The sequence below is a fragment of the Sphingomonas sp. 66-10 genome (assembly GCF_001897045.1).
GTDB classification, from domain to species: Bacteria; Pseudomonadota; Alphaproteobacteria; order Sphingomonadales; family Sphingomonadaceae; genus Sphingomonas; species Sphingomonas lycopersici.
The window spans coordinates 41,415-62,400 of the sequence record NZ_MKRR01000106.1 but is presented as its reverse complement, the minus strand read 5'-3'; the positions used below and the strand labels follow the sequence as shown (position 1 = coordinate 62,400).

The following is a 20,986-nucleotide window of genomic DNA, read 5'->3' as shown; positions in this document are numbered from 1 at the left end:
GCCGCAGCGCGGGGGTGGGATCAACTGGGTTGGGAAGCGATTGTCGCAAGCAATAGCGTCATGCCGGGCTCGAACCGGCATTCAGAGCCGCAAGCGGCGTCGCTCGTTGCGCTGGATGCCGGATCAAGTCCGGCATGACGAGAGGCAGGCGATCGACCGGTCAGCCCCCATAAGCCTTGACCAGATCGAACAGATAGTCGCGCCCCTGATAGAGCGACGAGACGCGGATACGTTCGTCGAGCCCGTGGATGCCGTTGAGATCCTGTTCGAGCATGATGCCCGGCGCGCCGTAGACCGGCATCCCGATCTTGCCGAAGAACACCGCGTCGGTCGCGCCGGTCGACATCATCGGCACCATCGGCACGCCGGGGAAATATTTCGCGGCCAGCGTCTTCATCGGCCCGACGATCTTCGGATCGAGCGCCGGCGGCACCGCGATCGGGCGGATCGGGGCGTTGGCGGTGACGGTTACCTTCGGTCCGGCGAGTTCCTTGAGCTTGGCGAGCGTGCCCTCCACCGTCTCGCCGGGGAAGATGCGGCAATTGACGTTGGCGGTGGCGCGCTGCGGCAGCGCGTTCTCGGCATGGCCCGCGTTGACCAACGTCGCGACGCAGGTCGTGCGCAACGTCGAATGCAGCACCTTGTCGCGGCTGACGATCGCATCGGCCTGTTTGTCGTTAGGGTTGGCGAGCAGGCGGGTGATCGCCTCCGCCATTTCGGCCGGCACCGCTTTCGCGGTGGCGCCGAGGAAGGCGCGCGTCGTGTCAGTAAGTTTTATCGGGAATTCATAGCCTTGTACCGCCCTGAGCGCATCATCCAGCTCGTAGATCGCATTGGCCGGGGTCGGCGCCGAACTGTGCCCGCCGGGGTTGGTGGCGAGGAAGGTGAAATTCTGCGCGGCTTTCTCGCCGACCTGCACCGCCAGCGCCTGCGGCTTGCCATCGGCGTCGAACCGGCCCCCGCCGCCCTCGTTGAGCGCGAATTCGCCGCTCACCAGCTCGGGGCGGTTATCCGCCAGCCATTGCGCGCCGTTGAAGGCATAGGTGGTTTCCTCGCCGCAGGTCAGCGCCATCTTGATCGCGCGCTTGGGGCGATAGCCCTGCTGCTTGAAGCGGATCATCGCATCCGCCCACACCGCGGCCATCGCCTTGTCGTCGACGGTGCCGCGCGCGTAATAAAAGCCGTTTTCCTCGACCAGCTTGAACGGATCGCGCTTCCAGTCCTCGCGCTTGGCGGCGACCACGTCGATATGCGCGAGCAGCAGCATCGGCTTGGCCTTGGCGTCCGATCCCTTGAGGATCGCGACCACCCCGCCATCGTCGGGATGCTCGGGGACGGAGAAGGAGGTGATATCGGCGTCGGCATAGCCCGCCGCCTTGAGCCGGGTCGCGATCTGCGCCGCGGCCTTGGTGCAGCTGCCAACCCCGACGACGGTGTTTGTCTCAACCAACTCTTTGTAAAGAGAGAAGAAATTCTTCTGGTCGGGTCGATCCTGGGCGTCAGCGATAGCGGGGGCGAGCCCCAGCGCGGCGATTCCAGCCAACCACATAGCCCGCATCGTTAATTCCCCCTGTTTCGCTCAGGGGGCGATCGTTGCAGGGATAGTTGCGTGGCGCAACTCTTTCACGAGCTCCTAGCTGATGAACGCGTTGCGCGGCATCTTGAAGCGCACCTCGCGGTTGGCGAAATCGATATCGACCTTGCGGAACAGCCGCAGCGCATCCATCCCCAGCATCAGCGCGGGACGCTTGTCGAGCCCGAACAATTTGAACGGCGGCGCGTCGCTCGCGGCATAAGCGATCGGCATGTCGTTGATCGTCATCTGGCCGAGCTTGATCGTGTTGAGCACGGTGTAATTGACCGTCACCGTCTCCCCGGTCACCCCCGTCAGCGCGATCGGGATCCCCACCTTGCCGCGGCGCATCACCGCCTTTTGCAGCGCGCTGTTGCCCATCGTCACCGCCGAGCCGGTATCGATGATGACGCGGACCTTGACGTCGCCGACCGTCGCCTCGGTCACGACGAGCTGGCCGAACAGGCTGCGCGCACGCACCACGATCTCGCCGGGGTCGCTCGATTCGCGCGAGGACCGGCGCCGCGACGGCGAGACGACCATCGATTGCTTGTCGAAATCGATCGCCAGCGCATGGCCCTGGAGCGAATCGATCCCCAGCATCCCCGGCGCGCCGAGATAGCGCCCCTCGAGCGCGGGCGCCTCGATCCTTTCGCCGCCCAGCGCGCCGACCGTGATCGACGGGATGACGACGGTGCTCACCTCGCTCACCCCGGTCATCGCGGTGACGCGCACGGTGGGGCCGGCGGCGAGCCGCAGGCTGCCGGCGAGCTCGCGGCTCACCACGGTGCGCTGCGCGCCGGTATCGATGATGAAGCGATACGGCCCGGTGCTGCCGATCTGGACCGGCACCGTCATCCGCTCGCCATTGCCGCCGAAATTGAGCAGATCGCCGAGCGGCGTCGTCGCATCGGCGGGCGGGGGCGGGGGTATGGCGGGAGCCGGCTGCGGCACGGGGGATTGCGCGGCGAGAAGCAGCAGCAAGGGCATGGCGAGCATGCGTTTCATGAACTGGAGAGTGCGCCCGAACCGGCCCTTTCGCAAGCGAAATCAATCGATCCGCATCGCCGCCTGCGCCAGCGTTTCCGCCTCCATCAACAAGGCGTCGTCGGCGAGCCCGGTGGCGACGCGTTCGCGCCCGATCAGCACCAGCACCGGCACCGCGAGCGGCGAGACGCGCGGCAGAGTCACGTGCAGCATCGTCTCCCCGGCGCGGTCGAGCAGATCGGCGAGCCGGCCGATATCGGTCATCCGCGCGCGCGCGTCGGCCCAGGCGGCTTCGAGCAGGATATGCCCCGGCTCGTAACGGCGCAGCACATCGTAGATCAGGTCGGTCGAAAAGGTGACCTGCTTGCCCGTCTTGCGCTTGCCCGGATGCTGGCGCTCGACCAGCCCGCCGATCACCGCCACTTCGCGGAAGGCGCGCTTCAGCAGATGCGATTGCTGCACCCATTCGACGAATTCATGCTCGAGGATATCGGGGGAGAAGAGCGCCGCCGGATCGTCGACCGGATCGAGCGAATAGCAGGCCAGAGCGTAATCCGACGCGACGAACCCCAACGGCTTGAGCCCGCGCGTTTCCATCCGGCGGGTGATGAGCATCCCGAGCGACTGGTGCGCGTTCCAGCCCTCGAAACTGTATGCGACCATATAATGCCGCCCCTCGTGCGGGAAGGTTTCGACCAATAGCTGGTCGGGGCGCGGCAGCGCCGAGCGGCGCGCCTGGATTTCGAGCCACTCGCGCACATCGCCGGGGAAGCGATGCCATTGCTCCGGCGCGGCGAAGAAGCCGCGCACCCGGTCGGCGAGATGCGTGGTGAGCGGCATCCGCGCCCCGCCATAGGTCGGGATCCGTGCCGGGCGCGCGGTGGCGCGGACGATCAGATCCTCGGTGTCGATCTTCTCCACCTCGAGGCTCATGCCGGCGAAGAAGAAGGTATCGCCGTGCGCCAGCGTCGCGGCAAAGGCTTCCTCGACCTTGCCCAGCGTGCGGCCGTTGCGGAACCGCACCTTGAGCATCGTCGCCTCGACGATGATCCCCGCGTTGAGCCGGTGCTGGGCGACGAATTTGGGGTGGCTCACCCGCCAATGCCCGTCGGCGTCGCGCGTCAGCCGCTTGAACCGGTCATAAGCGCGCAACGCATAGCCGCCGTCGCTGATGAAGCCGAGCAACCGCGCGAAGGTCTCGGCGTCGAGCGCGGCATAGGGCAGCGCCGAGCGCACCTCATCGAGCAACGCCGCCTCGTCGAACGGCGCCGCGCAGGCGCAGGCCATGACATGCTGCGCGAGCACGTCGAGCGCGCCGGGGCGGAATGGCTCGGCATCGAGCTCGCCCGCGCGCACCGCATCGATCGCCGCGCGCGCCTCGAGATATTCGAAGCGGTTGCCGGGGACGAGGATCGCCTCTGATGGCTCGTCGAGCCGGTGGTTGCTGCGCCCGATGCGCTGGAGAAGCCGCGACGAACCCTTGGGCGCCCCCATCTGGATCACGCAATCGACATCGCCCCAATCGACCCCCAGATCGAGGCTGGCGGTGGCGACCAGCGCGCGCAGCCGCCCCGCCGCCATCGCGCCCTCGACCTTGCGCCGCGCCTCCTTTTCGAGGCTGCCGTGGTGAATCCCGATCGGCAGCTGGAGCGTGTTTTCCTTCCACAGATCCTGGAAGATCAGTTCGGCGAGGCTGCGCGTGTTGCAGAAGACGATTGTGGTGCGGTGGGTCTCGATCTCCGCCATCACCTGCCGCGCGGCATAACGCCCCGAATGGCCGGCCCAGGGCACCTTGTCCTCGGGGAGCAGGATATCGATTTCGGGATCGACCCCGGGATCGCCGATAACGAGGCTCACCGCCTCCTTGTCGCCGTCCGGGGCGAGCCAGGCGCGATAATCGTCGGGATCCGCGAGCGTGGCGGAGAGCGCGACGCGGCGGCATTCGGGCGCGATCCGCTGCAGCCGCGCCATCGACAGCGCCAGCAGATCGCCGCGCTTGCCGCTGGCGAAGGCATGGACCTCGTCGACCACGATCGTCCTGAGCCCGGCGAACATCGTGAAAGCGTCGGGATAGGACAGCAGCAGCGAAAGCGATTCGGGCGTGGTGAGCAGGATCTGCGGCGGCCGCGCGCGCTGCCGCGCCTTGCGGTCCGACGGGGTATCGCCGGTGCGCGTCTCGATCCGGATATCGAGCCCCATTTCGTCGACCGGGGTCATCAGATTGCGCTGGATATCGACCGCCAGCGCCTTGAGCGGCGAGACGTAGAGCGTGTGGAGCCCGTCGCTCGGCCGCTCGATCAGTTCGGCGAGCGTCGGGAGGAAACCGGCGAGCGTCTTGCCCGCGCCGGTTGCGGCGACGAGCAGCGCATGATGCCCGGCGCGCGCCTCGGCGAGCATCGCCAATTGGTGCCGGCGCGGCTGCCACCCGCGCTCGGCGAACCAATCCGCAAGCGCGGGGGGGAGGGGCATGTCGTGATCGGGCACCGCGCTTTATATGGGGCGCGGGCGGGGGTCGGCGCCAGAGGCTGGTTCAAGCGCAATCCTCCCCGTTCGCCCTGAGCTTGTCGAAGGGCTGCCCTTCTCGTCCGAGGAAGAAAGAACAGGGCTTCGACATGCTCAGCCCGAACGGAGAGGTTGCGCGCGATCCGCTATTCCGCCGCGCGCGGCAGTTTCGGGGCGACCCACGGCACCGCCTGCTCCATCGCCATATCGGTGAGCTTGCGCTGCTGGCGCACCTCCAACCCGGGCGTGAACAGCAAGGTCGGGGTCTTGCGGAAACGATTGGGCGGCATGTCCAAAAACAGCCGGAATTCGCGGTTGAGGTGCGAGGCGTCGTAGAAGCGTTCCTCGGCCAGATCGTCGGCATCGGGCACCGCCAGCCCGCGCAGCACCGCCGCCATATCGAGGAAGCGGCTGCGGCGGAGCACCGTCTTGGGCGGGTGGCCGAAATGCGCGCGGACGTGCCGGTCGAGCCGCCGCGGGATCATCCCCAGCTCGCGTGCGATATCGGCGACGGTGCGCCCCGGATCGAGCCGGCTGATCGCCTCGAAGCGTTCGAGCGCGGGATCGATCCGCGCGTTGCGCGCGGCAATGCGTTCGCGCACCACTTGTTCGAGCCGGTCGAAGGTGCGCTCGGTCTGGCGGATATCCTCGCACGCCCAGCGCAGCGCCTCGCCCCACGCGCCGTCGATCGTCTCGAGCCGGTCGGCGAGCAGATAAGCGGGCCGGTCGGCGAAGGCGAGCCACGCCGCCGGGCGCAGCGCGAAGCCGGCGGCGACGATCGGGCCGGTGCAGCGCACGGGGAAGCGCTTGCGCTGCGCCCCGAAGATCATCGGGCCTTCATAGGCGATCCACTTGCCGGCGACCTGGGTCTCCCACCGGCCCTCGGTCGGCACGCGGACATAAGCGGTCTCGTGGAGCAGGAAATCTTCCAGCACCGCATCATCGGGCCGTTCGATGATCAGGATGAAGAAGCGCGCGACGAATCGCGCCAGATCGCCGCTCGGTGCGCGGCTGAGCGACAGCGGATGGCCGTCGCGCGAGGTGCCCGTACGTGGGGTTAGGCCCATAACGCGCCAGTCTATGAAGCTTTCGCGCCTTCGGCAATGCGAGCCTGCGGTGCGATAAAGCGCCGATTCGGCGAGTCTGTATTAAATCGGGATCGCGGAAGGCGGGTTAATAGGCCGTTTCGCCGACTACGTTGCCCGGCGGCGAATAGCGGCAGACGAGAAAGTCGTTTCGCCGGTCCGACGCCACCGCGCATCCGATTCGCCGCGCGCCGCGCCAGACGATCTCGCTGTAATGCGACACGTCCTGCCAGCGCCCGGTGCGGCTGAAGCCCGGCGTCGGCAGGTTCACATAATCGCGCCGCTCGGCGAGCCAATGGCCGAGCATCTCGTCGTAGCGATAGGCGTCGCGCGTCCCCATCCACAGGTTTTCGCCTTGTCGCCCCATCCCTTGCGGCTGTTCGGCATGCGCGAAACGGCCGGTGCGCGCCATTTCCCCGGCATAATCGCGCGCCGCATCGGCAAGGCTGTCGTCCCATGCCAGCGGGGCCAGCCCGAGCGCGCCGCGTGCGCCATTGTGGCCGCGCAGCATCACCGATCGGAGCAAGGCGGCGCCGCGCGGCGCGGGCGCCTCGGAAAGGCGCGGTTCCACGACGCGCGCGGGCGCATAGCCGCCGCACGCGGCAAGCAGGGTGAGGGCGAGCGAAAGCGCGATCGCGCGGTGGCCTTTGGCGGGCATCGCGGCCATATCGGCGTTCGCATGCCCGACGACAACTCCCTCGCGCTTTACGTCCACTGGCCGTTCTGCGTCTCCAAATGCCCTTATTGCGACTTCAACAGCCATGTCCGCGCGGAGGTCGACCAGGCGGCGTGGCGCGCCGCGCTGCTCGCCGATCTCGCGCATGAGGCGCGCGCACTGCCCGGGCGGCGGGTCACGTCGATCTTCTTCGGCGGCGGCACCCCCTCGCTGATGCCCCCCGATACCGTCGCCGCGGTGATCGACGCCGCGGCGCAGGCATGGGGCCTCGCTCCCGATGCCGAGATCACGCTGGAGGCCAATCCCTCGTCGGTCGAGGCGGCGCGGTTCGGCGATCTCGCCGCGGTCGGGGTCAATCGCGTCTCGCTCGGGCTGCAGGCGCTCGACGATGCCGTGCTGCGCTTCTTCGGCCGCGCGCATGACGTGGCGGAGGGATTGCGCGCGCTGGAGACTGCGCAGCGCGCCTTCGCGCGGGTCAGCTTCGATCTGATCTACGCCCGGCCGGGGCAGACGGTCCAGGCGTGGGAAAATGAGCTGGCGCGCGCGCTCGTGTTCGGCACCGGGCATCTGTCGCTCTACCAGCTCACGATCGAGCCCGGCACGCGCTTCGCCACCGAGGCGGCGGCCGGGCGGCTCGTCGTCCCCGACGGTGATGCGGCAGCGGATCTCTATGAGACCACGCAGGCGATGACCGCGGCCGCCGGGCTCCCCGCCTATGAGATTTCCAACCACGCGCGCGCCGGCGAGGAGAGCCGACACAATCTCAGCTATTGGCGGTATCGCGATTATGCCGGCGTCGGTCCGGGCGCGCACGGCCGGCGGCTCGGGGTGGCGACGCAGCGGCGGCGCAAGCCCGAGAATTGGCTCGCGGCGGTGGCGCGCAACGGCCACGGCATCGAGGTCGAGGACGATCTCGCCCCCGCGGTCCAGGCCGAGGAGGCGCTGCTGATGGGGCTGCGGCTCGCCGAGGGCGTCGATCTTGCCCGCATCGCGCGGCTGGGTGCGCGGCCGGTCGAGGCCTTGGTCGATCTCGCCGTGGTGGCCCGGCTGGACGACAAGGTGCGGCTTGAGGGCGACCGGCTCCGCGTGCTGCCCGCCGGGATGCTGCTGCTCGACGCGATCCTGCCGGCGATCGTGCGCGCCGGGGAATAAGCCCGTCCGCCGCCGTCACCCCAGCTTCCGCCGGGGCGACGGGGACGGTCAGCGCGCGAAGTTCCCGGGCGCCGGCGAAACGATCGTCGTCCCCCCGGCCTTGACCTCCTGCACCTCGAGCGCGCGTTCGGCGACGCCGTCGCGGCCGAAGCGGAACGCGCCGTCGATCCCGGCATAGCCCTCGCCCGAGCGCAGCCGCGCCTCGGGGAAGGGGGCGCCGATCTTCCAGTCGTGCGAGATGCGCACCGTCAGCAGCACCGCGTCATAGCCGAGGCTCGACAGCCGATACGGCGCCGCGCCGAAGCGGGCGCGATATTTGGCGGCATATTGGCGATAGAGCCCGTTCGACACGCTGGCATACCACGCCCCGTCGAGCGCGCCGCGCGCGGCGATGCCGCTGTCGGAATTCCACAATTCGGTGCCGAGGATGCGCACCTGCGGGCTCGATTTGCGGACCAAAGGCGCGCCGGCGGCGGCCGCGGCGCCGCTGTCGGCGATCAGCACCCCGTCGAACGGCGCATCCTTCGCCATCCGCGCGACCGCGGCGGCCATCGCCCCCGCCGCGCGATCGTAGGTCTGCAACGAGACGACCTTGCCCCCGCTGCTCTCCACCGCGCGCAGGAAGGTGGTCGAGGCGCGCGAGCCGTAGAGCGAATTGGGGATCAGCCCGCCGAAATTGGTCACGCCCTTGCTGCGCGCATAGGAAACGACCCGCTCGATCGACTGGCCGGGGGTATAGCCCATCAGATAGACGCCGTCGCCGGCGACCGACACGTCGTTGGAAAAGGACAGCACCGGGACGTGCGCGGCGCGCGCCACCGGGGTCACCGCGCGGACATCCTCGGCGAGCAGCGGGCCGAGGATCAGCTGCGCGCCCTCGGCGATCGCGCGCTGTGCCGCCGGGCCCGCGCCGGTCGCGGTGTCGTAGCTGGTGATGCGCACCTTGTCGTTGCGCGAATCGAGCAGCGCGAGCTGGGTGGCGTTGGCGAGGCTCTTGCCCACCCCGGCATTGGCGCCGCTGAGCGGCACGAGCAGCGCGACGCGGTTGCGCGCGGTATCGCGCGGCAGCCCGGGCTGGACCTCGGTGGAGGAGACCGGCGGCGGGACCTTCTGCTCGGGCGCCGGCGCCGGCCCACGCGGGACGATCGTCTGGCACGCGCTGAGCAAGGCCAGCCCGGCCAGTGCGGTCAGCCGAAACAAGCCGCGGACCCGTTGCGGTACGGTCATCGCTTCTGCCATGAAACCCCTCGTGATGTCGCTTTCTCCTGGTCTGTATATCGTCGCCACCCCGATCGGCAATCTCGGCGACCTCTCGCCGCGCGCCGCGGAGGTGCTGGCGCACGCCGACCTGATCGCCGCGGAGGACACGCGGGTCACCGCGACCTTGCTGCGCCACATCGGCGCGAAACGCCCGATGCAGCCCTATCACGATCACAATGCCGATCAGGTGCGCCCCGGGCTGATCGCGCGGCTGGCGAGCGAGGTGATCGCGCTGGTCTCGGATGCGGGAACCCCGCTGATCTCCGATCCGGGTTATAAATTGGTGCGCGATGCGCGTGCGGCGGGGCATCAGGTGGTGACGATCCCCGGCCCCTGCGCCGCGATCGCCGCGCTGACGCTCGCCGGGCTGCCGACCGATCGTTTCCTGTTCATGGGCTTCCTCCCCGCCAAACAGGGCGCGCGGGGCAGCGCGATCGCCGAGGTCGCGGGGGTGCGCGCGACGCTCATATTCTACGAAAGCGGCCCGCGGCTCGCCGCAACGCTCGCCGCGCTGGCCGAGGGGCTGGGGGATCGCGAGGCGGCGGTGACGCGCGAGATCACCAAGAAGTTCGAGGAAGCGGTAACCGGCACCTTGTCGTCGCTCGCCGCGCGTTATGCCGATGCCCCGCCCAAGGGCGAGATCGTGATCGTCGTCGCCCCGCCCGGCGCCGCGCCGCCGCCGAGCGCGGAAGATGCCGAGGCTGCGCTGGTCGAGGCGCTGTCGCGGCTCCCCGCGTCGAAGGCGGCGGGGGAAGTGGCGAAGCGCTTCGGGCTCGACCGCAAGGCGCTCTACGCCCGCGCGATGGACTTGAAGGCGTGAGCGATCGCCGTGTCGCCGAAGCCGCCGGGCGGCGCGGCGAGCGGCTGGCGGCGTGGTGGCTCAGGCTCAAGGGCTGGCGCGTCGTCGCGCAGCGCGTGCGGACCCCGGCGGGCGAGGTCGATCTGGTGGCGAAGCGCGCCGGGCTGGTCGCCTTCGTCGAGGTCAAGACCCGCGCCACCGCCGCCGAACTCGATTTCGCGATCGACGAACGCCGGCTCGCGCGGGTCGCGGCGGCGGCGGAATTGCTGATGCCGGTCTATGCGACCGCGGGGGAGGATATCCGGGTGGACGTGATCCTGCTCGCGCCGGGGACGCGGCCGCGGCATATCGAGAATGCTTGGATTGGCTAGGGCGCAGGCGCGTCGGCGTAGCGACGGCGCCGGTGCGCGTTAGCGCAGCGCCCGACCCGGCCGGCGGGTCGCGCCAGCGCGCCCGTCCGACGACCCGGCTTTGCCGCGGCGGGGCATGACGATGAGGGTGACGAGGGAAGGCAGACCCCCTAAATCCCCCCGATCAATCTTGGGATGACCGCATGACCCTTACCGTTGCCGTCCAGATGGACCCGCTCGAATCGATCAATATCGCGGGCGATTCGAGCTTCGCGCTGATGCTTGCCGCGCAGCAGCGCGGGCATCGCGTGTTCCATTATGCGGCGGAGGATCTCAACTGGTCCGACGGACATTTGTGGACGCGCGCGCATCCGGTGACGGTGCAGCGCGTCGTCGGCGATCATTTTCGCTTCGGCGAGCCGGTGCGGCTCGATCTCGGCGACGAGGCCGATGTCGTGCTGATGCGGCAGGATCCGCCGTTCGACCTCGGCTATATCACCGCGACGCATCTGCTCGAGCGGATCGCCGACCGCACCCTGGTGGTCAACGATCCCGCGAGCGTGCGCAACGCCCCCGAAAAGGTGTTCGTGCTCGATTATGCGCGCTTCATGCCGCCGACTTTGGTGACGCGCTCGCTCGACGAGGCGCGGGCGTTTCTCAAGCGGCACGGCGCGATCGTCGTCAAGCCGCTCCACGGCAATGGCGGCAAGGCGATCTTCCGCGTCGGCGCGGAGGGGGAGAATCTCTCGGCGCTGATCGAGGTGTTCAACAATATGTGGCGCGAGCCGCATATGGTGCAGGCCTTTCTCCCCACCGTGGCGAAGGGCGACAAGCGCATCGTGCTGGTCGACGGCGAGGTCGCGGGGGCGATCAACCGGCTGCCGAGCGAGGGCGAGTTCCGGAGCAATCTCGCGGTCGGCGGATCGGCGGAAAAGACCGAGCTGACGCCGCGCGAGCGCGAGATCTGCGCGGCGCTCGGGCCGGAACTCAAGCGGCGCGGGCTGCTGTTCGTCGGGATCGACGTGATCGGGGGCGAGTGGCTGACCGAGATCAACGTCACCTCGCCGACCGGGATCGTGGCGATCGAGCGGTTTGACGGGACGGATGTCGCGGGGATGATCTGGGACGCGATCGAGCGCAAGCTCGGTCGCGGAGGCATCGGAGCTTAGCTCTCACCGTTGACCCTGAGCTTGTCGAAGGGCGTCCTGCGGTCCGTGAGTGAGAGCCGCCCGTCGACAAGCTCAGGGCGAGCGCCGGGCTAACTCCGCGGATGCGCCGCGCGATAGACGTCGAGCAGATGCGCCGCATCGACCGCGGTATAGACCTGCGTCGAGCTCAGGCTGGCATGCCCGAGCAACTCCTGCAGTGCGCGCAGGTCCGCCCCGCGCCCGAGCAGATGCGTCGCGAAGCTGTGGCGCAGCGCGTGCGGCGTGGTCCGCTCCGACAGCCCGAGCCGCCCGCGCGCCGCGCGTACCCCGGCGCGGACGATCCCCGGCGACAATGCCCCCCCGCGCACCCCGCGAAACAGCGGCGCATCGGGCGCGAGCGGCCACGGGCATTGCGCGAGATACGCCTCGATCGCCTCGCGCACCGGAGGCAGCAGCGGGACGATGCGGGTCTTGTCGCGCTTGCCGATCACCACGATCGTCTCGCCGAGCGGGATCACCGCTCCGGTCAGCGCGATCGCCTCGCCGATGCGCAAGCCGGCGCCGTAGAGCAATAGCAACACCGCCCAGTCGCGCGCGCCGACCCATTCGTGCCGCGCACCCTCCGCGACTTCCTCGGCCAGCGCCCAGGCTTCGTCGGGGGAGATCGGGCGCGGCACGCCTTTCTTGACCCGCGGCCCGGAAAGCCGCGGTGCGGCGCCCTCGCCATTGGCCCATTCGAGAAAGCCGCGCACCGCCGACAATTCGCGCGCGGCGGAGGCGTTGGAAAGGTCGCCGCCGAGCCCCCCGCTGCGGCGGTGCGCGAGATAGGCGCGCAGATCCGACGCGCTGACCCGCGCCAGCGCCGCGCGGTCGACCGCGCCGCTCCAATGCTGCGCGAGAAAGGCGATCAGCCGGTTGGCGGTCGCTTCATAAGCGCGCACGGTATGCGCCGACCGACGTCGGTCGCGGCGCAGATAGGCGCCATAGGCAGGAGCCAGCTCGCTCATCGCTTCGAGGGTAAGACCGAATCGTGCGCGGGTCCACAAGGAGAGGCGCACCACCCCCTCCTCCGTCATGCCGGGCTTGACCCCGGCATCCAGATCTCAGGCGGTGCCTTTAGTGGCTCCGGATGCCGGGTCGGGCCCGGCATGACGATCGAAGCAGGCAAGGCGACCGGCCTCTCACACGTGTGAACTTCGTGAACTTTGCCGCCGGCTTTGCGCGCGGCGCGTCTCCACGCCATATGGCGGGCGATGTCCCGTGCCCGTGTCCTGGTGCTCAATTCCGCGCTCGGCCCGCTCGATTACCGCGTCCCGCACGGGATGACGGTCGAGCCGGGGTCGATCGTCGTCGCGCCCCTGGGGCCGCGGCAATTGGTCGGCGTGGTGTGGGAGCCCGAACGGATGCCGTCCGACGCCGAGGTCGGCGACAACCGGCTGCGCAATCTGATCGCGGTCGCCGATGCGCCGCCGCTGCGCGATCCGCTGCGCCGGCTGGTCGAGTGGACCGCGGATTATTATCTCGCCGCGCCCGCCGCGGTGGTGCGGATGGCATTGTCCTCCACCGCTGCGCTCGAGGGGCAGAAGCTCGTCGTCGAATATCGCGCCACCGGGCATGTCCCCGATCGGCTGACCCCGCAGCGCGCGCAGGCGCTCGAACGGATCGGCGACCGGCAGGGGCTGATCCGCGAGCTGGCGACGATCGCCGACGTCTCCGACGGGGTGATTCGCGGGCTGGTGAAGGCCGGCGCGATCGAGGGGGTCGAGGTCGATATCGACAGCCCCTATCCGCTGCCCGACCCCGATCATGCCCCGCCCGCGCTCTCGGCCGAGCAGGCGGCGGCGGCGGATGCTTTGGTTGCCGACGTCGCGGCACACGCTTTTCACCCCACGCTGCTCGACGGGGTGACCGGATCGGGCAAGACCGAGGTCTATTTCGAGGCGGTGGCGGAGGCGATCCGGCAGGGCCGGCAATGCCTTGTCCTGCTCCCCGAAATCGCGCTGACCGAACCCTTCCTCAAGCGCTTCCACGATCGCTTCGGGTGCGAGCCGGTGGCGTGGCATTCGGGGCTGCGTTCGTCGCAGCGCCGCCGCGCGTGGCGCGCGATCGCCAGCGGGCAGGCGGCGGTGACGGTGGGCGCGCGCTCGGCCTTGTTCCTGCCTTATGCCGATCTCGGGCTGATCGTCGTCGACGAGGCGCATGAGACGAGCTTCAAGCAGGAAGACGGGGTGCATTATCACGCGCGCGACGTGGCGGTGATGCGCGGCAAGTTCGAAGGCTGTCCGGTGATCCTGGCCTCCGCCACCCCGGCGATCGAGACGCGGCAACAGGTCGCGCTCGGCAATTATGCCGAGCTGCGGCTGCCGGGACGCTATGGCGTCGCCGAGCTGCCGACGATCGAGGCGATCGACCTCCTGGAGCAGAAGCCCGATCGCGGCCGCTGGCTCGCCCCCTCCTTGGTCAAGGCGATCGGCGAGACGTTCGAGCGCGGCGAGCAGTCGCTGCTGTTCCTCAACCGCCGCGGCTATGCCCCGCTCACCTTGTGCCGCACCTGCGGGCATCGTTTCCAATGCCCCAATTGCACCGCCTGGATGGTCGAGCACCGGCTGACGCGGCGGCTCGCTTGCCACCATTGCGGGCATGTCGAGCCGGTGCCGCGCGCCTGCCCCGAATGCGGCGACGAGGAATCGCTCGTCGCCTGCGGCCCGGGGGTCGAGCGGATCGCCGACGAGGTGGCGGCGCTGTTCCCCGAGGCGCGGGTCGCGGTGGTCACCTCGGACACGATCTGGTCCCCGGCCAAGGCGGCGGAATTCGTCAATCGGATGGAGGCGGGGGAGATCGACATCGTCGTCGGTACCCAGCTCGTCACCAAGGGCTATCATTTCCCCAACCTCACCCTGGTCGGGGTGGTCGATGCCGATCTCGGGCTCGAGGGCGGCGATCTGCGCGCGGCGGAGCGCACCTTCCAGCAGATCCGTCAGGTCTCGGGGCGCGCCGGGCGCGGCGAGAAGCCAGGGCATGTCTACATCCAGACGCACAGCCCCAAGGCGCAGGTGATGCAGGCGCTGGTGACGGGCGACGCCGAGACCTTTTACGCCGCCGAGACCGAGGCGCGGCGCGACGCGGGGGCGCCGCCGTTCGGCCGCTATGCCGCGATCATCGTGTCGAGCGAGGATCAGCCGGCGGCGCATGAGATCGCGCGGCTGATCGGCCGCTCGGCGCCCGAGGTGGAGGGGATGCATGTCTATGGCCCCGCGCCCGCGCCGCTGGCGATGCTGCGCGGGCGGCATCGCTATCGCCTGCTGGTCCACGCGCGGCGCACGCTCGACGTGCAGGACGTGATCCGCGGGTGGCTCGGCGCGCTCGACTGGCCCGCGAAGGTCAGGGTCTCGGTCGACGTCGACCCGTATAGTTTTTTGTAAGGCGGCAACGCGGCTTGCTCCCGGCACGACATGCCGGATCATCGCAATGGAAATTTGCTAACATTTCGGGAAATGCCTAGGGGGCGGGCGATCGTGATTTGCCTCATCGCGCGCGCGCTGTTCTAAGGCTTCAGATGCTGATTCCTGTCCGGACCATTCGATCGTCAAGTAATCGCCAGCCATGAGCGTCGCGATTGTTTTTGCATCGGCGGAGATGGCGTCGCGGCGGGTCGCCGCGATTCCGGCAGTAGCGCGCGCATTGCGTGAAGTTGCGCTTTCCCATGTCGATTCCTGTACCGTCTGCATTCCGGAGTCCTGGAATCCGCCGGCCTTCGATCTCCAGGAGATCGAGCGCCTCGCGCCGGGCCTCAAGGTCGCTTTTGCGCGCGATCTCCCGACCGGCTGTACGTTGGTCGTGACGGGAGAGGCATTGGTTCCGGCCGCGATCCTGCGTGGCGCGCTGGCCGGCACGGTCGCCCCTGGCACGGGAGTATATTCCGTCGAGTCCGCGCCTCGCGCGTTGTTATCGGTCGCCGCGGCCGACGCGCTGCTTCGTGCGCAGGCGCGGGCGGTCATCGCGGCGACCGGGAAGTCCGGAGACGGCATCGTCTCGCGCACGATCAATCGTCCGATCTCGCAGTCGATCACGCGGCTGTTGCTGAGCCTAGGCCCCGTTCGACCGTATCAGGCGACCTTCGGCACCATGGCGGTGAGCATCGCGATGGCGGCGACATTGCTGTTTTTCCCCGGCTATCACGGCCAATTATGGGGTGGGCTGTTGTTCCAGATGGCGTCGGTCGTCGATGGCGTCGATGGCGAGATCGCACGGGCCACTTTTCGTGCCACCCCGATGGGCGCGACCTTCGACAGTCTGGTCGACGCGACCACCAACTTGTCTTTCTTCGCCTGCCTGATCATCAATTTCTATCTGGTTGGCGAGACTCAGGCGGCTCTGGTCGGCGCAGTCGCGCTGCTCGGGCTTGCCGGCGGGATGACCTTGCTCGGCATCGCCGCGGTGTCCGATCGCGGGCCAGTGACGTTCAATGCGGTGAAAGACCGGTTGGCAACGCGCCATTCCCGCGTGATCATCTGGCTTACCTGGTTCACGATGCGCGATTTCTACGCGCTATTCGCACTTGTCATCATCGCCTTCGGCTATGCCGTCGCTGCTGCCTATATCTTCGCGGTCATCGTGACGGGCTGGCTCATCGTGGTCGTCGCAACGTTGCTGCAACGGCGCGTGCCGTCGGCGGTCTCATCGCAGACTCTTGACGGTTAAGATGGGCCGGGTATTTCGCGCGCTATGGAACCGGTAACGGCCCTTTCGCCGATTCCGTCGAAAAGCAACCATCTCGCCCTCATCGGCGGTCTGCCCTGTTCCGTGACCTATTTTGCCGCCGAACTCTGCCGCGATCTGTTGGCGCGGAAGCACGGGGCATGCGAGGTGATCGCGCTCAACGACCTGAGCGAGGCGACGCTCGAAAAAATTGCTGCGATCGACCTTCCTGCGATGTTTCTCTCGGAAATTCCTGATGCTGCGGTGGTGGAGGCGCTCAGCCAATCGGATTTTCCTATCCTGATCATCGACCAGCGCGTTTCCGATGCCAGCCGGGATTTCATGGCGGCGCGCGAGGCTAAGCTGCTCGACACGGTTCGAACGATCGCGCGCGCACAAATCGGGTTGGGCGCGCTCCTCGAAATCCCGCGAGGAGAGCTTGTCGCGGCCGATCAGGCTCAGTCTGCGGCTGACCTCGCTCGGCAAATTGCGCGCGCGTGCGACGTCGACGAGATGCTGGCTCAGCGCATGATCGATGAACGCCAGCTCGATCGTCCGCTGGGCGCCGTATTAGGCGCTCATTTCACGCATGAAACGCCATCATTTTCGGGTGAGCCTGCCGGGCTTCTCGACGAGCTCGATCGATTTTACACTTTCCATCCCGAACGCGCGGCGTCGCCCTGGCATATGCCGGTCGACCTGCTGGTCGAAGCGGCGCCCCCTTATTTGCCGGCTACCGATCCGCTCAATCTTCTCGGCCCGGCGCGTTGCCTGACCATCGGACCATATCTTTATCTGCCGAGCGGCGACTGGAAGGGCGTCCTCACCTTCACCTCGTCGTCCAACCGATCGACCAATACGATCGGGTTCGATGTGACCGCCGACGAGGAAATAAAATTAGAGGAGAATTTCGAGATTAGCGTAGACGGAAAGTTTTCGATCGAGCTCCATTTTCGAATCTCAGATCCTTATTACCCTTTCGAATTCCGCACTCATCTGCGCCGCGGCGCGATCGATGGCGAACTTCGGCTGCATTCGCTTGCGCTAGAGAGACGCGGTTGACCCCAATTCATGTAAATTGAAGGATCTCGCCTGCGCTGCCTGGCTATTGTCCGAGGGCAGGGACGGGCGAACCACAATTTGGGTTCGCCCCCCGGGCGTCAGCCGGCCCGTTCGATGACCATCCGATCCAGATCCAGGCTTTCGAGATCAGGCCGCTTGCGGAGCACGATCTCAAAGGCTTGAGCGGGTTCGCGTAGCGTAAAGCTGATCGGTTCATCCCATCGCGAAACCATCTTGGACAGAATTATGACATGGCCGAAATCCGTGGTGATCGACAGGTCTGCCGAACCGGTCGCATTACCGTGGATCTTGAGCGTGTAGCTTCCCGCCGGCAAATTCACATAGGGACCGAAAAACAGGCTCGGTTCGGCGACATTCGGATGATCGGCGCGGCGATATCGCAATGTCCCGTCAGGTTGGAGAAGGGCGTTGTCGCTTTCCGCAAACACCGTGTGATAATGTAGCTCCTTCGGCTTGACCGTCATTGCGGACGGCGATTGCTTCGCATCGCTCTCGGGCGTCCGGGTTGCCAGCAAATAGACATTCCCCGTCGGGATTTCCCCGTCCGGCACAATGGTCAGTGTTCCATCGCCTTCGACCACGCACACGCTAAGGCCGAGCCCGCGGACGAACGAGACGACATCGCGCCCGTATTGGGTAATCTCACTGGTGTTGGTATAATATTCCAGCAGCAGGCGGATGCCCGGCGATCGCCGAATGGTCTGCTCCATGCCTTTGAGCACCGAGAGTTCGTGACCTTCGACGTCCACCTTCACGAAATCCGGCGTCACATCGCGCGGCAGGAAATTGTCGATCGCGACCGCGGCGACCTTTACGATCGTCTGCGTGTCGCTGGTGTCGCCCGGATTGCGAATATGTCCTCCGCCGAGCAGTTCGGGATCATAGGCGAATTCCAATTCCCCGTCCCGGTCCGCGACCGCGAGGTTTTCCCAATGATAATGGGGAAGCCAGATCAGTCGGTTGGCCATCGCCGAACGCCGCAGGTATTTAAACGTATGCGGATTGGCCTCGAATGCGTATACTTGGCCCTTGCTCCCGATGATTTCGCTCGCAACTAGCGAGTACAATCCGAAATTTGCGCCGATATCGAGAAAGACGCTGCCGGGCGATAGGAAGCGCTTCATTACGGATATTTCGCGCGGTTCGACGGGATATCCTTGAATATATGTCAAGGATTCCAGTGATTGCGTATCGACGCAGATTAAGCACGACGTTCCGTGGAGCTTCGCCATACCTGTAGAATTGCCGAGATAGTAATATTCATTCACCACTAGAACTCCTCGCTCACCGCGCACGCGGCGATCCTATTGCTTAGTTGCGATAATACCAAAACAGGTGACGGGAATACCATCTGCCGTCAGCTTGATGTGATTGGCGCCATCGCGCCATTTGTCGGCTTGGTCGAAGGTCCAATCATATGCATAAGGAGCTATATCGATAAATTTATCGAGTGGCTTAGAGCCGACATCATAATTTAGCGGCGCAACAGCACAACCCTTTGCCTTCAGGCGCCGCGCCATTTCCTCGAAATGTCGCCGCTGAAACAGAACGGTTGGCCAGTTATCGATCGTCACATCGTCATTCATGAAATTGAATTCTGTCGTATGAATGGAGACGCCGCCGGGCTTGAGGACGTCGACCGCCTTGTCGATGAAATTGATGCCGGCTTCGATCGATCCCAGGTGTTCGAACGCGCAAATCGACCAGCAAAAATCATAGTCCCGCAGATCGTCGGGGACGGCGGTCATATCTACGTAGCGGAAATCGACCAACGCGTCGAAAGTGGCGCGATCGAGAAATTCAGGCCGGTAAGTCCGATCTGGATTGCCATGTTCCTCCGACGCAACCCAGTTCGCGGCCCGCTCGTCTGAGGGTGCCAAATCCGTCGCGGTGACCGCGCACCCTTTGGATGCAAGATAGGACGGCAGCGGCTCCTCACCGCAGCCAAAACCCAGCCCGCGGCGGCCAGGTTGCATGTTTCCAGTCTGCCAGATCACCTGGAGAACATAAGCCAGTTCCCAGATCTTTCGATGCAGGACATGTGCTACGCCGAGTTCGGAGGACCAATGGCGGGTCCAGTTCGCTTCGAGATCCGCCTGCGTCGACGCTTTGGATTCGATGTCGAATGTAAACGGGCCGCCGGCAGGCAGGGGCGGCAACGCGGCAGCCAATGTCTTGGCCAGCTCATAACCAAAAAACTTCATGTTGAGCTTCATTGCATTGAAGTCTCGCAAAATTTCGGTCAGCGCGTTGATGTTCGGCCGCCCATCCGCATCGACGAGGCTCAGTAGTTCGGGCAGTTGCTTGCGTAGTGAACGGACAGCGCGCGAAGAGGAGGAGTCCGTGCGTTGAGCTTGGAGATTCTTTGGTGAGAAAATCATAACGCTACTCCAACACGCTCTTCCTGAAGATCCCGCGACGGCTGGCAGTTTCCCGTTTCCCGCGGAACCCCGGCCGATACAGTGCCGACGTAGCGGGCGTCATGTCGATTCCCGGATCAGTTCACTTCACCACCTGCCAGGCAATTGCGAGCGGGTTGAAGACCTGTCCGATGATCTGCAGCAGCTTGCTGGGCTGGTTGGCTTCCGCCCCCGCGACATAGATCACGTCCTTGTCGGTCATATAGAATTTCTGGCCGAGGAAATAGGACGTCGGTTTCAGCATGTTGAAATGATAGACCGTCGGACGCTCAACGCCCGCTTCGCCGGTTTTCTCGAACCGGAAAACGAATACCGCCGCCGGGTCTGCGACATTCTCGGTCGGGCCGCCGGACAGCGCCAGCGCTTCAACCAGCGAAAAACGCCGCAGCGGAAGATCGTATCGATTGACCCGGTTCGCGCTGCCGAGCACCGCATAGCTCTGGGGCAGGCGGCGCAGCTCGACCCGGTCGCCCGGTTCCATCGGCATACCCCCGATATTGGCGTAGCTCATTCCGTCGAGCGGCCATTCGCTGATCGCGCCCTGGCGGTTGACCTGGACCATGATGTCCGCGTTGGAGCCGCGCGCGCCGCCAGCCAGGGTGATGACATCGAGTAATTTTTCACGAGCGCCGGTAAGGCGCACGCGGCCGCGGCTGGTGATTTCGCCGCCGATCATCACCGAACTGCCGGCGGCTCCTTCGATGCGAACGAGGACCTGTGGATTTTCGGATTTGCCACGCAGGCTGGCCTCGATGTCGCGCGAAAGCTCCGCGGGGGTGCGGCCTGCGGCGCGCAAGGTGCCCGAATAAGGCAGCCGGATCGTTCCGGCCTGGTCGACCTCGATCGGCCCGATTTTCTGTTCCTTGGCGGTGGGATCGAAGCTCGCGCCGGGTGCCGAGGGCGCCCCCGAGAAAAGCCGCGCGCCCACCTCGTAATAGGTGACGCTGATCACGTCTCCCGGGGCGATCGCTTCAACGTCGGATTTCCAGCCGGGCGGCAGGGGCGTGTAATCGGGGGCAGCCGGCGGGGTCGGCAGGGCGGTATTGGCATCGACCTCGATCACGTTGAACGCGCCGCGATCTCCCGCGCGGGTGACGGTCTTGCCGACCGGTCCGGCTTGCGGCAGCGTGGAACAACCGCTTGTCATCGCCAGACCCGCGCAGGCGGCGGTGAGCAGCATTTTGCGGTGATAGGCCTGACACGTCATGTTCTTCAGGGTTCCTTCAACGGCGGATGCGAGGCCACGGGCCCAC

17 protein-coding genes are annotated in these 20,986 nt (G+C 66.6%); 7 read left to right on the top strand and 10 right to left on the bottom strand.

Annotated elements, in window-relative coordinates; all coding sequences use genetic code 11:
- Positions 1-160: 160 nt before the first annotated feature.
- The 5 genes from BGN95_RS09965 to BGN95_RS09945 all read right to left on the bottom strand — a co-directional run bounded on the left by BGN95_RS09965 (position 161) and on the right by BGN95_RS09945 (position 6,814).
- The gene (locus BGN95_RS09965) at positions 161-1,558 is read right to left on the bottom strand and encodes a M20/M25/M40 family metallo-hydrolase (protein ID WP_286772529.1); all 1,398 of its coding nucleotides are present in this window, start codon (positions 1,556-1,558) and stop codon (positions 161-163) included.
- Between the two features lie 75 nt (positions 1,559-1,633).
- On the bottom strand, positions 1,634-2,581 hold the full coding sequence (locus BGN95_RS09960) for an aspartyl protease family protein (RefSeq protein ID WP_286772528.1): 948 nt from the start codon (positions 2,579-2,581) through the stop codon (positions 1,634-1,636).
- Between the two features lie 42 nt (positions 2,582-2,623).
- Entirely contained in the window at positions 2,624-5,029 is a 2,406-nt protein-coding gene (locus BGN95_RS09955; RefSeq protein WP_286772527.1) for a ligase-associated DNA damage response DEXH box helicase, read from the bottom strand.
- A 179-nt stretch (positions 5,030-5,208) separates the two neighbouring features.
- Positions 5,209-6,129 carry a helix-turn-helix domain-containing protein gene (locus BGN95_RS09950; protein WP_179512975.1) on the bottom strand — a complete coding sequence of 307 codons (921 nt, stop codon included), beginning with the start codon at positions 6,127-6,129 and terminating at the stop codon, positions 5,209-5,211.
- A gap of 106 nt (positions 6,130-6,235) precedes the next feature.
- Positions 6,236-6,814, bottom strand: coding sequence for a CAP domain-containing protein (locus BGN95_RS09945; RefSeq protein ID WP_286772526.1), 579 nt, complete (start codon positions 6,812-6,814; stop codon positions 6,236-6,238).
- A 12-nt stretch (positions 6,815-6,826) separates the two neighbouring features.
- On the opposite strand from BGN95_RS09945, the gene hemW reads away from it, so the two are divergent.
- Complete coding sequence (gene hemW / locus BGN95_RS09940; RefSeq protein WP_286772525.1) at positions 6,827-7,975, top strand: radical SAM family heme chaperone HemW; 1,149 nt, start codon at positions 6,827-6,829, stop codon at positions 7,973-7,975.
- A gap of 48 nt (positions 7,976-8,023) precedes the next feature.
- On the opposite strand, the gene BGN95_RS09935 is transcribed toward hemW, so the two are convergent.
- Positions 8,024-9,214, bottom strand: a complete 1,191-nt coding sequence (locus tag BGN95_RS09935; protein ID WP_286772524.1) for a penicillin-binding protein activator — start codon at positions 9,212-9,214, stop codon at positions 8,024-8,026.
- On the opposite strand from BGN95_RS09935, the gene rsmI reads away from it, so the two are divergent.
- From rsmI to gshB, 3 genes are all read left to right on the top strand, one after another.
- The gene (gene rsmI, locus BGN95_RS09930) at positions 9,213-10,055 is read left to right on the top strand and encodes a 16S rRNA (cytidine(1402)-2'-O)-methyltransferase (protein WP_179512979.1); all 843 of its coding nucleotides are present in this window, start codon (positions 9,213-9,215) and stop codon (positions 10,053-10,055) included. The two genes, BGN95_RS09935 and rsmI, sit on opposite strands and share 2 nt — an antisense overlap.
- Positions 10,052-10,405 carry a YraN family protein gene (locus BGN95_RS09925; RefSeq protein WP_179512980.1) on the top strand — a complete coding sequence of 118 codons (354 nt, stop codon included), beginning with the start codon at positions 10,052-10,054 and terminating at the stop codon, positions 10,403-10,405. Before rsmI ends, BGN95_RS09925 begins: the two co-directional genes overlap by 4 nt.
- A 182-nt stretch (positions 10,406-10,587) precedes the next feature.
- Positions 10,588-11,553, top strand: a complete 966-nt coding sequence (gene gshB / locus BGN95_RS09920) for a glutathione synthase (RefSeq protein WP_265313520.1) — start codon at positions 10,588-10,590, stop codon at positions 11,551-11,553.
- Between the two features lie 89 nt (positions 11,554-11,642).
- On the opposite strand, the gene BGN95_RS09915 is transcribed toward gshB, so the two are convergent.
- Positions 11,643-12,539 (bottom strand): tyrosine recombinase XerC, encoded by an 897-nt coding sequence (locus tag BGN95_RS09915; protein ID WP_286772571.1) that lies wholly within the window; start codon positions 12,537-12,539, stop codon positions 11,643-11,645.
- A gap of 246 nt (positions 12,540-12,785) precedes the next feature.
- Here BGN95_RS09915 and BGN95_RS09910 point away from each other — a divergent pair, with 246 nt between their 5' ends.
- The 3 genes from BGN95_RS09910 to BGN95_RS09900 all read left to right on the top strand — a co-directional run bounded on the left by BGN95_RS09910 (position 12,786) and on the right by BGN95_RS09900 (position 17,292).
- Entirely contained in the window at positions 12,786-14,954 is a 2,169-nt protein-coding gene (locus tag BGN95_RS09910; RefSeq protein ID WP_286772523.1) for a primosomal protein N', read from the top strand.
- A 181-nt stretch (positions 14,955-15,135) separates the two neighbouring features.
- The gene (locus BGN95_RS09905; RefSeq protein WP_286772522.1) at positions 15,136-16,233 is read left to right on the top strand and encodes a CDP-alcohol phosphatidyltransferase family protein; all 1,098 of its coding nucleotides are present in this window, start codon (positions 15,136-15,138) and stop codon (positions 16,231-16,233) included.
- 24 nt (positions 16,234-16,257) lie between these two features.
- Positions 16,258-17,292 (top strand): hypothetical protein, encoded by a 1,035-nt coding sequence (locus BGN95_RS09900; RefSeq protein ID WP_265268815.1) that lies wholly within the window; start codon positions 16,258-16,260, stop codon positions 17,290-17,292.
- 98 nt (positions 17,293-17,390) lie between these two features.
- Here BGN95_RS09900 and BGN95_RS09895 read toward each other — a convergent pair whose 3' ends face one another.
- The 3 genes from BGN95_RS09895 to BGN95_RS09885 all read right to left on the bottom strand — a co-directional run bounded on the left by BGN95_RS09895 (position 17,391) and on the right by BGN95_RS09885 (position 20,940).
- The gene (locus BGN95_RS09895) at positions 17,391-18,581 is read right to left on the bottom strand and encodes an FkbM family methyltransferase (protein ID WP_265268814.1); all 1,191 of its coding nucleotides are present in this window, start codon (positions 18,579-18,581) and stop codon (positions 17,391-17,393) included.
- Between the two features lie 36 nt (positions 18,582-18,617).
- Complete coding sequence (locus BGN95_RS09890; protein WP_265268813.1) at positions 18,618-19,694, bottom strand: SAM-dependent methyltransferase; 1,077 nt, start codon at positions 19,692-19,694, stop codon at positions 18,618-18,620.
- A gap of 121 nt (positions 19,695-19,815) precedes the next feature.
- Entirely contained in the window at positions 19,816-20,940 is a 1,125-nt protein-coding gene (locus BGN95_RS09885; RefSeq protein WP_286772521.1) for a polysaccharide biosynthesis/export family protein, read from the bottom strand.
- Positions 20,941-20,986 lie beyond the last annotated feature (46 nt).